General features: G+C 39.7%; 5 protein-coding genes and 1 pseudogene. 3 read left to right on the top strand and 3 right to left on the bottom strand.

Features of this window, described 5'->3' with window-relative positions; translation table 11 throughout:
• Window positions 1-826, top strand: a pseudogene (locus HT701_RS01550) (transposase); the annotation flags it as partial.
• Window positions 827-916: 90 nt separating this feature from the next.
• Here the strand turns inward: HT701_RS01550 and pyk are convergent.
• The 3 genes from pyk to HT701_RS01535 all read right to left on the bottom strand — a co-directional run bounded on the left by pyk (window position 917) and on the right by HT701_RS01535 (window position 6672).
• Window positions 917-2422, bottom strand: a complete 1506-nt coding sequence (gene pyk / locus HT701_RS01545; RefSeq protein WP_001042822.1) for a pyruvate kinase — start codon at window positions 2420-2422, stop codon at window positions 917-919.
• A gap of 58 nt (window positions 2423-2480) precedes the next feature.
• Window positions 2481-3488 (bottom strand): 6-phosphofructokinase, encoded by a 1008-nt coding sequence (gene pfkA / locus HT701_RS01540; protein ID WP_000820864.1) that lies wholly within the window; start codon window positions 3486-3488, stop codon window positions 2481-2483.
• A gap of 82 nt (window positions 3489-3570) precedes the next feature.
• Complete coding sequence (locus HT701_RS01535) at window positions 3571-6672, bottom strand: DNA polymerase III subunit alpha (protein ID WP_165852399.1); 3102 nt, start codon at window positions 6670-6672, stop codon at window positions 3571-3573.
• 346 nt (window positions 6673-7018) lie between these two features.
• Between HT701_RS01535 and HT701_RS01530 the strand changes: the two genes are divergently transcribed.
• Both HT701_RS01530 and HT701_RS01525 read left to right on the top strand, forming a co-directional pair.
• Window positions 7019-9292, top strand: a complete 2274-nt coding sequence (locus tag HT701_RS01530; RefSeq protein WP_119920044.1) for a Xaa-Pro dipeptidyl-peptidase — start codon at window positions 7019-7021, stop codon at window positions 9290-9292.
• 16 nt (window positions 9293-9308) lie between these two features.
• On the top strand, window positions 9309-9779 hold the full coding sequence (locus HT701_RS01525) for an arginine repressor (protein WP_023934390.1): 471 nt from the start codon (window positions 9309-9311) through the stop codon (window positions 9777-9779).
• Window positions 9780-10066 lie beyond the last annotated feature (287 nt).

The raw sequence follows: 10066 nt of genomic DNA, 5'->3' as shown, positions 1-10066 counted from the left end.
ATCGGGAGATGGAGATGAGCTTCATTACGCAAGATTTTAACAATCTCAATATCATCACTGTTCTTGAGGGAAGAACACAAGCTATCATTCGTAATCACTTTCTTAAGTATGATAGAGCTGTCCGATGTCGCGTCAAAATTATTACTATGGATATGTTTAGCCCTTATTATGCCTTGGCTAAACAGATTCGCTTTCAAATTTCTAGGCTCAGGCTGAAACAGTCTCCCAGACTGTTTCACTCCCGAATGCTAAAATCGTTCTAGATCGCTTTCATATTGTACAACATCTTAGCCGTGCTATGAGTCGTGTGCGTGTCCAAATCATGAACCAATTCGATAGAAAATCTCATGAATACAAGGCTATCAAGCGCTACTGGAAGCTCATTCAACAGGATAGTCGTAAATTGAGTGATAAACGTTTTTATCGCCCTACTTTTCGTATTCACTTGACCAATAAAGAGATTCTTGACAAGCTTTTGAGCTATTCAGAAGACTTGAAACACCACTATAATCTCTATCGGCTCTTACTTTTTCACTTCCAGAATAAAGAGCCTGACAAATTTTTCGGACTCATTGAGGACAATCTAAAGCAGGTTCATCCTCTTTTTCAGACTGTTTTTAAAACCTTCCTCAAGGATAAAGAAAAGATTGTCAACGCCCTTCAACTACACTATTCTAACGCCAAACTGGAAGCGACCAATAATCTCATCAAACTTATCAAGCGCAATGCCTTTGATTTTCGAAACTTTGAAAACTTCAAAAAACGGATTTTTATCGTTCTGAATATCAAAAAAGAAAGGACAAAATTTGTCCTTTCTCGAGCTTAGCTGACTTCAACCCACTACAGTTGACAAAGAGCCCAAAAAAGCCTATCACACAAGCTCTAAAGCTGGATATGATAGGTTTTTATATTTTTCTTAACGTACTGTGCGGATACGCATTGTATTTGTACGAACAGCTTCTCCTACTGGTACACCAGCAACGATAACGATATCATCGCCTGACTCAACGAGACCTGCTTCTACCGCTTTACGTTCAGCGATTTCGAACATATCGTCAGTTGAAGATGGAGCATCTGTCAACATTGGGATAACACCCCAGTTCAACATCAATCCACGTTCTGTCAATTCATCAAATGTCAATGCTAAGATGTCAGCATTTGGACGGTATTTAGAAATCAAACGTGCAGTATGACCTGTCTTAGTAAGAGTTACAACCAATTTGATATCCATTGAGTTAGTAGCATCTTTAACAGCTGAAGCCATTACTTCTGTCTTAGAGTTACGTTCAAATGAATCTGAATCCAAACGTCCGTATTCATTAAGAAGAGTTTGAGCGTTCTTGTCTATTGTAGCCATTGTAGTTACTGACTCGAGTGGGTATTTACCGTTTGCAGACTCGCCTGACAGCATTGTAGCGTCAGTTCCGTCGATAACAGCGTTGAATACGTCTGATACTTCTGAACGAGTTGCACGTGGTTTTTCAGTCATTGTTTCAAGCATGTTTGTTGCAGTGATAACAACTTTACCTGCAGCATTGACTTTCTTGATAATCATTTTTTGGTAAACTGGAACCATTTCGAATGGTACTTCGATACCCATATCACCACGAGCGATCATGATACCATCAGCTGCTTCGATGATTTCATCCAAGTTATCGATACCTTGTTGATTTTCGATTTTAGCGAACAATTGAACATGCCCGTTTCCAGTTTCTTCACAGATTGCACGAACTTCGTTCACGTCTTTTGCAGTACGTACGAATGAAATCGCAATAAAGTTGATACCTTGTTCAAGACCAAAGCGGATATCGTCGTTATCACGTTCAGCAAGGGCTGGGAAAGGAATTTTAGTGTTAGGAATATTCACACCTTTTTGTTTAGCGATGATACCATCGTTTTCAACTTCCACTTCAAATTCACGAGTTGCGTCATCTTTAGCAACCACACGAAGACCAAGTTTACCGTCGTCAACCAACACTTGACGACCAACTTCAACATCATCATAGATATCCAGAGCACCAGCAACGTTCAATGCAATCACTTCACGAGTTGATTTGATTCCTTGTTTAGTTGCAACACGGATTTTCTCACCAGTTTTGTATGAATACTCTTTAGCTTCACCTTCGAACAATTCTGTACGGATTTCTGGTCCTTTTGTATCAAGAAGGAAACCAACTTTTTTACCTGCAAGTTTTTCAGCAAGTTTAACAGTTGCCATACGCTCACCTTGTTCTTGGTGGTCACCGTGTGAGAAGTTGAAACGGAATGTGTTAGCACCAGCTTCAATCAATTGAGCAATGTTTTTAGCTGAAGCTTCAACATCAAGTTTTTCACCCCAGTATCCGTCCTCACCGAATTTTTTACCACCACGGATTTCTACCGCAGGACCCAAAGTTGCAACGATTTTTACACGTTTGTTCATGATTTTTGTGACTCCTTTATAGATATGACCTTTTTGGTCTTATTAACTAAATTGTAAATTATGACAAGCTCTTATTCAAGCTAGATAGCTCAATATCGGCTTTGTGTGGGTTGTTAACTACAATCTTACCTTCTGCAGTAAGGCTAAACAATGCTCCTTCTTCTGCCGTTCCAAGAATTGGGTTTTCAACCATTTTCTCGTTACGGATACCAACCGCAACACCACCAATACCTTCTTTAAGAAGTTTAACAGCATGGGCACCCATACGTGACGCCAATACACGGTCACGCGCAGTTGGAGAACCACCACGTTGAATATGTCCAAGTTCTGTCACACGAAGGTCGCTTGTATCTCCAGCTTCTTTAAGTTTTTGACCAAATTCAGCTGCTGACATCACACCTTCAGCTAAGACGATGATATTGTGTTTTTTACCACACTCATAACCACATTTAATGCTTTCTACGATGTCTTCAATCTTGAATCCTTCCTCAGGAATGATGATTTCATCTGCACCAGTTGCAATACCAGCCCAAAGAGCGATATCACCAGCGTTACGTCCCATAACTTCAATAACAAAAGTACGACGGTGACTTGATGATGTATCACGAATCTTATCAATAGCATCCATAGCAGTTGTAACCGCTGTGTCAAAACCGATTGTAAAGTCAGTACCAACGATATCGTTATCGATTGTACCTGGAAGACCGATAGCAGGGAAACCATGCTCAGTCAAACGCATAGCGCCGTGGTAAGAACCGTCTCCACCGATAACAACTACACCTTCAATGCCGTGTTTTTTCAATTGCTCAATCCCTTTTAGTTGCCCTTCAAGTTGAGCGAACTCTGGGTAACGAGCTGAGTGAAGGAAAGTACCACCACGAGAAATGATGTCTCCTACTGAAGCTGCATCTAGGGGATGAATTTCACCGGCAACCATACCAGCATATCCGTCATAGATACCAAACACTTCCATTCCTTCTGAAATTGCTTGACGAACAACTGCACGGATAGCAGCGTTCATACCAGGGGCGTCTCCACCACTAGTCAAAACAGCAATACGTTTCATATTGGTTTATGCTCCTTTTTCTTTTAACAGTCTTCTTGATTATACCACATTTGATTTTAAAATTCTTCTATTTTCCGTATTTTTAGCGATAAATCGTTTTCATAACGATTTCATTCAATTTCTCCTCTAATTCATCAGATTTAACTACAAAATAATGGGGAGAAACGATGGTTTTCTGTTCCTCCTCATACCGGATGATGACTGGGATTGAGCCTTTAAATTGTTCTAAAATACGTGAAATTTCTTGATCCGATTCATGATTTTTCACCTGTATCCAAAAGCGTTCAGCAACTGCTTCTCTTATTTCTTGTGCAATCATTTGCAGACGGCCATCACGTGATTGTATTTTTCCTTTTATATAGTAGAAGGCTCCCTCTTTTATTTCCTGTCCAACCTGACGATATAAGTCTGAAAAGAAAGTGACGTCCAATTTTTTCTTACTATCATCTACCTGTAAGAAGGCCATATTTTCACCCTTTTTGGTACGAATCACTTTTATTTTCTGAACTTCAACCAAAATAATAGCATAGCTATTTTCTGACAAATTTCCGATTGGGGTAATTGGGTAAATAGCTTTACTTGCGATAGTTTGTAGTGGATGTTTGCTGACACCTATCCCTAAAAGCTCTTGTTCCATATAGAATTTTTCTTGTTCCGTCCAATCCTCCGATTCCTGCCAACTATAAATAGTATCTCCAAATAAACTTCCCAACTCTTTCACAAATTCAAATAGATTGGCTAAGTTATTAAATACTTTTTGACGATTTTTTTCAAATAAATCAAAAAGACCAACTTTTACCAAAGGTTCTAGCAGAGGTAGTTTCAGATAATTCTCAGGTAATTTAGCTATAAAATCTTCAATGTTAGAATAGGGTCTATTTTCAATAATCCAGAGAGCTAAATCATTACTGACTCCCTTAATCGATTTCAATCCTAGATAGATGGACTTGTTGGCAATTTTATCGTGATAGGGAATGGTGTTGATGGACAGAGGAGCCACTTCAAAGCCTGCTTCAAGTGCATCTATTAAGTAATCACTGTTGGCAGAATTCAACATGACCTGATAAAAAATGGCTGGATAATGCGTTTTGAAATAAGCCAACTGGAAGGCCAAAGCTGAGTAAGCATAGGCATGTGACCTGTTAAAACCATAACCTGCAAACTTCTCCATGACATCAAAGACCTGCTCTGCTTTTTCCACAGTATGACCAGCTTCTAAGGAGCCTTGAATAAAGGAAGCTCTCATCTCATGCATGGCAGAAGCATCCTTTTTCCCCATAGCCCGACGCAAAATATCGGCTTTCCCAAGACTAAATCCAGCAAACCGCTGAGCTACCTGCATAACCTGCTCCTGATAGAGCATGATACCATAGGTTGGAGCCAAAATATCCTCCAGTACTGGATCCAGAACAGTCACTTCTTCCTGCCCATGTTTTCTTGCCACAAAATTATTGATATAATCACTAGCACCTGGTCTATTTAGAGAAGTAGTCGCTACGACATCTTCAAAACAGACTGGTTGCACACGCTTAAGCAGACGAATGGCACCAGGTTGTTCAAATTGAAAGATACCTTTTGTATTGCCAGAAGCAAATAAAGCTAACGTTTCTTTATCTTCCAAATCAATCTCGTTGATAGCTATCTTAATCCCTTCTGTTTCAGCAAGCAACTCTTGCATTTTCTGAACAAAGGTCAAATTTCGCAGTCCCAGAAAATCCATCTTCAAAAGACCGCTAGCCTCAACTCCATGAGCATCATACTGAGTCAGTGGAATTTCATCACCATGCTTTAGAGGAATGTAATTGGTCAAATCTTGGTCGCTAATCACAACACCAGCTGCATGGACAGAGGTTTGTCTTGGATACCCCTCAATCTTGCAGGCAATTTCAAAGGCTTTTTGGTATTCTAACTTACTATTAATTTGCTGACGAAACTGGAGATTGCCCTCATAGGCTGACTTGAGATTATCACGGAAACTGATTTTCTTGGTAATTGCGGATAATTCATACTCTGGAACACCAAAGCGTTTCAAGACATCACGCAGAGCTTGCTTGGCACCAAAGGTAGAAAAAGTAACGATTTGTGCCGCATGTTTACTGCCATATTTATTACCAACATATCTGATAAAATCTGGACGATAAATATCTGGGATATCAATATCAATATCAGGCATGGTATAGCGTTCACGATTGAGAAAGCGTTCAAAAATCAGATTTTTCTCTACTGGGTCAATCCCTGTAATATCTAAGGCATAAGAAACCAAGCTACCAACTGCAGAACCCCTTCCCATTCCCATATAGTAGCCATTCAGTCGTCCAAAACGCAACAAATCCCAAACAACCAAGAAATAATCATCAAATCCCATATCATGAATAACAGCCAATTCTTGGTCTAGACGGTCTTGATATTCTTTACTAGTCAATCCCTTCTGAGCAAGCCCAAGCTCAGCGCGTTCTCTCAACTCTTCTACTGCTGGTCTAGCTGGGTTAAAACGAGGCAGTTTCAGACTCGTATCCAAGTCGTAAGAAATGCCTGAAATCAGCTTTTCTAAATTGTCTAAGGCTTGCGGAAATCGTTCTAGGAATAATTTCTCTAAAGAACTTGCTGATATAAGGACATCTTGTCGTGAGCGCAAGGGAACTTCTCTAAGCGGTAGGTTTTCTTTAATCGCTGTTAAAACTTGAAGAACTTCTCTATCCCTGCTTTCAAAAGCATTGACCCGATAGAGGGGCAAGATTGGATGATAAAATTCGCTTGCTGGTGTTTCCGGATAAACCCCTATATAGTAATCACAGCCTAGTTCTAACGACTCCAGTCCATCAAAATAAGGCACAATTACCGCAATATCATTTAAGTACTGAGATAAAACCGACCAATTTTTCTCCCCCTGCATCTTGGCTGTCGAAAGCTTCATCAACTGCTGATAGCCCACACTAGATAAAGCTAAAAAGCGCAGATTCACTTCCTGAGCATCCACAAACACAGTCATTTCAAGCCCTAATAAAGGATGAATGCCATATTTTTTTGTAACCTCTAGAAAGTCAAAAGCACCATAAAGATTGTCAATATCCATTATAGCCAGATGAGTGTAGCCGAATTCTTTAGCTGCTCTCACATACTTTTCAATCGAAATGACGCTTTCCATAAAACTATAGACTGTTTTTGTATCTAGTTGTGCGATCAATTTACACTTCTCCTCTATCCTTCTCACTATATTATACCATTTTCACCTATAAAAGGCTTCTCTTGAGAAAAATTTCATCAGCTTACTAATTTACTTTCTATTCATTTGTATTTTTGCCATCGTTTTTATATTTATACTATATTATATATAAAAAATAGAAAACATACAATATAAATCTCCTAGAATTTTTATATTATACCCATTATATCTATTATTACACTGTTCTCTATATTGAATTTAGCACTTTATTCATTTTTATTAGATTATTTCCTTTTACAGTTAACAATTCCCTTTCTGCTTTTTTTTTGATATAATAACCTTAACTATCATTCTATATGGAGGTTCTATGCGTTTTAATCAATATAGTTATATCACTTTCCCAAAAGAAAATATCTTATCTGAACTAAAAAAATGTGGCTTTAATTTACAAAACACAGCCAATCCCAAGGAATTACTGGAAACTTTTTTACGTCGCTTTTTTTTCACTTATGAGAACACCGACTATCCACTCTCCTGCTTGGCTATAGACAAAGAAACTAACATATTAACTTTTTTCAAATCTGACAAAGACTTGACAGCAGCTATTTTTTATACTGTCGCCTTTCAACTTTTAGGCTTTTCTTATTTGGTTGACTTCGAAGACAGTGAAGTTTTCCGTAAAGAAACTGGTTTTCCCATCGTATATGGTGATTTGATTGAAAATCTCTATCAGTTACTCAATACTCGTACCAAAAAGGGAAATCTCCTGATTGATCAACTGGTAAGTGATGGTCTCATTCCTGAAGATAATACCTACCACTACTTTAACGGCAAGAGTTTGGCTACCTTTTCCAGTCATGATGTCATTCGTGAAGTCGTTTACGTTGAGTCTCGTGTCGATACTGACCAAAAAGGACTTCCAGACTTAGTCAAGGTCAGCATTATTCGTCCTCGTTATGAGGGACAAATCCCTGCTATCATGACAGCCAGTCCCTATCATCAGGGAACAAATGACAAGGCTAGCGACAAGGCTCTCTACAAGATGGAGGGTGAGCTTGATGTCAAACCTGCTCACAAGATTGAGCTAGAAGAACCTCAACTCAATCTCGTCCAATCTCAAGGCCAAGCTGAGCTTGTGGCTGAAGCTGAGGAAAAGCTAACTCACATCAACTCTAGCTATACACTCAACGACTACTTCCTTCCACGAGGTTTTGCCAATCTCTATGTTTCAGGTGTTGGTACCAGAGACTCTACTGGTTTCATGACTAATGGCGACTACCAGCAAATCGAGGCTTATAAAAATGTCATTGATTGGCTTAATGGCCGTTGCCGTGCCTTTACCGATTATACGCGCCAGCGTCAAGTCAAAGCTGACTGGTCAAACGGAAAAGTAGCTACAACTGGACTTTCCTATCTAGGTACCATGTCAAACGGCCTTGCCACTACAGGTGTTGATGGTTTAGAAGTAATCATTGCTGAGGCTGGAATTTCTTCATGGTACAACTACTACCGAGAAAACGGTCTGGTGACTAGCCCAGGTGGCTATCCAGGTGAGGACTTTGACTCCCTTGCTGAACTAACCTACTCTCGTAATCTCTTGGCTGGCGACTATATCCGTGGCAATGAAGCTCACCAAGCTGACTTAGAAAAAGTGAAAGAGCAACTGGATCGCAAGACTGGCGACTATAACCAGTTTTGGCATGACCGCAACTATCTGCTCAATGCCCATAAAGTAAAGGCAGAGGTTGTCTTTACCCATGGTTCTCAGGATTGGAATGTCAAACCACTTCATGTTTACCAGATGTTCCATGCTCTTCCTACTAATATAAATAAGTATTTCTTTTTCCATAATGGCGCCCATGTGTATATGAACAACTGGCAGTCCATTGATTTCCGTGAGTCCATGAATGCTTTGTTGACAAAGAAATTACTGGGACAAGATACAGATTTTCAACTTCCGACCGTTATCTGGCAGGACAATACTGCTCCTCAGACTTGGTTATCTCTTGATAACTTTGGTGAGCAAGAAAACTTTGAAACCTTCTCACTTGGGCAAGAAGAGCAAGCTATTCAAAACCAGTACCCAGATAAGGATTTTGAGCGTTATGGTAAGACCTACCAGACCTTCAATACGGAACTCTATCAAGGGAAAGCTAATCAGATTACTATTGACCTGCCTGTGACTAAAGATCTCCACCTGAACGGTCGCGCTCAGCTCAATCTTCGTATCAAATCCAGCACAAACAAGGGGCTTTTATCTGCTCAATTACTGGAACTTGGTCAAAAGAAATACTTACAGCCTTATCCAGCTGTTTTAAGTGCTAGAACCATTGACAACGGTCGCTATCATATGCTGGAAAATCTCTGTGAACTGCCATTTAGACCAGATGCACAACGAGTCGTGACAAAAGGTTACCTTAATTTACAAAATAGAAATGATTTACTGTTAGTAGAGGATATTACTGCAGATGAATGGATGGATGTGCAATTTGAACTGCAACCAACTATTTACAATCTAAAAGAAGGAGATACTCTTCGTTTAGTCCTCTATACGACTGACTTTGAAATCACCATCCGTGACAATACCGACTACTACTTGACTGTCGACCTCGCTCAGTCCACGCTTACCATACCTTGCTAAAAGGAGTTACATTATTATGAATAAATCAGAGCACCGCCACCAACTCATACGCGCTCTTGTTGCAAAAAACAAGATTCATACACAGGCTGAATTGCAGTCCCTTCTTGCTGAGAACGACATTCAAGTGACCCAGGCAACCCTCTCACGCGACATCAAAAATATGAACCTATCAAAAGTCCGCGAAGAAGATAGCGCTTATTATGTTCTTAACAATGGTTCCATCTCAAAATGGGAAAAACGTCTCGAACTCTACATGGAAGACGCCCTTGTCTTGATGCGCCCAGTTCAACACCAAGTCCTACTAAAAACCCTTCCTGGACTGGCTCAATCCTTTGGTTCTATCATTGATGCTTTGAGCTTCCCTGACGCTATCGCTACCCTTTGTGGTGATGATGTCTGTCTTATCATCTGTGAAGATGCAGATGCTGCTCAAAAGTGCTTTGAAGAACTGAAAAAATTCGCCCCACCATTTTTCTTTGAAGAATAATAAATGACTACAACTAACAATTATGCTTCAAAAAACCTGGTAGAAAGTCTTTAACATCAGAAAACGCCTAATATCAAGTGTTTAAAACCCTTGATATTAGGCGTTTTGCTTTATCCTAGGAAGATTTATACTCTTCAAAAATCTCTTCAATCCGCATTAACATCGCCTTGCCGTAGGTATGGTTACTGACTTCGTCAGTTTCATCTACAACCTCAAAACCATGTTTTGAGCTGACTTCGTCAGTTTCATCTACAACCTCAAAACCATATTTTGAGCTGACTTCGTCA

This window comes from Streptococcus sp. 10824, assembly GCF_013276595.1.
In the GTDB taxonomy this organism is placed as follows: domain Bacteria; phylum Bacillota; class Bacilli; order Lactobacillales; family Streptococcaceae; genus Streptococcus; species Streptococcus pseudopneumoniae.
Note: the sequence above shows the minus strand (reverse complement) of the source record. Positions and strands in the feature narration are given on the sequence as shown.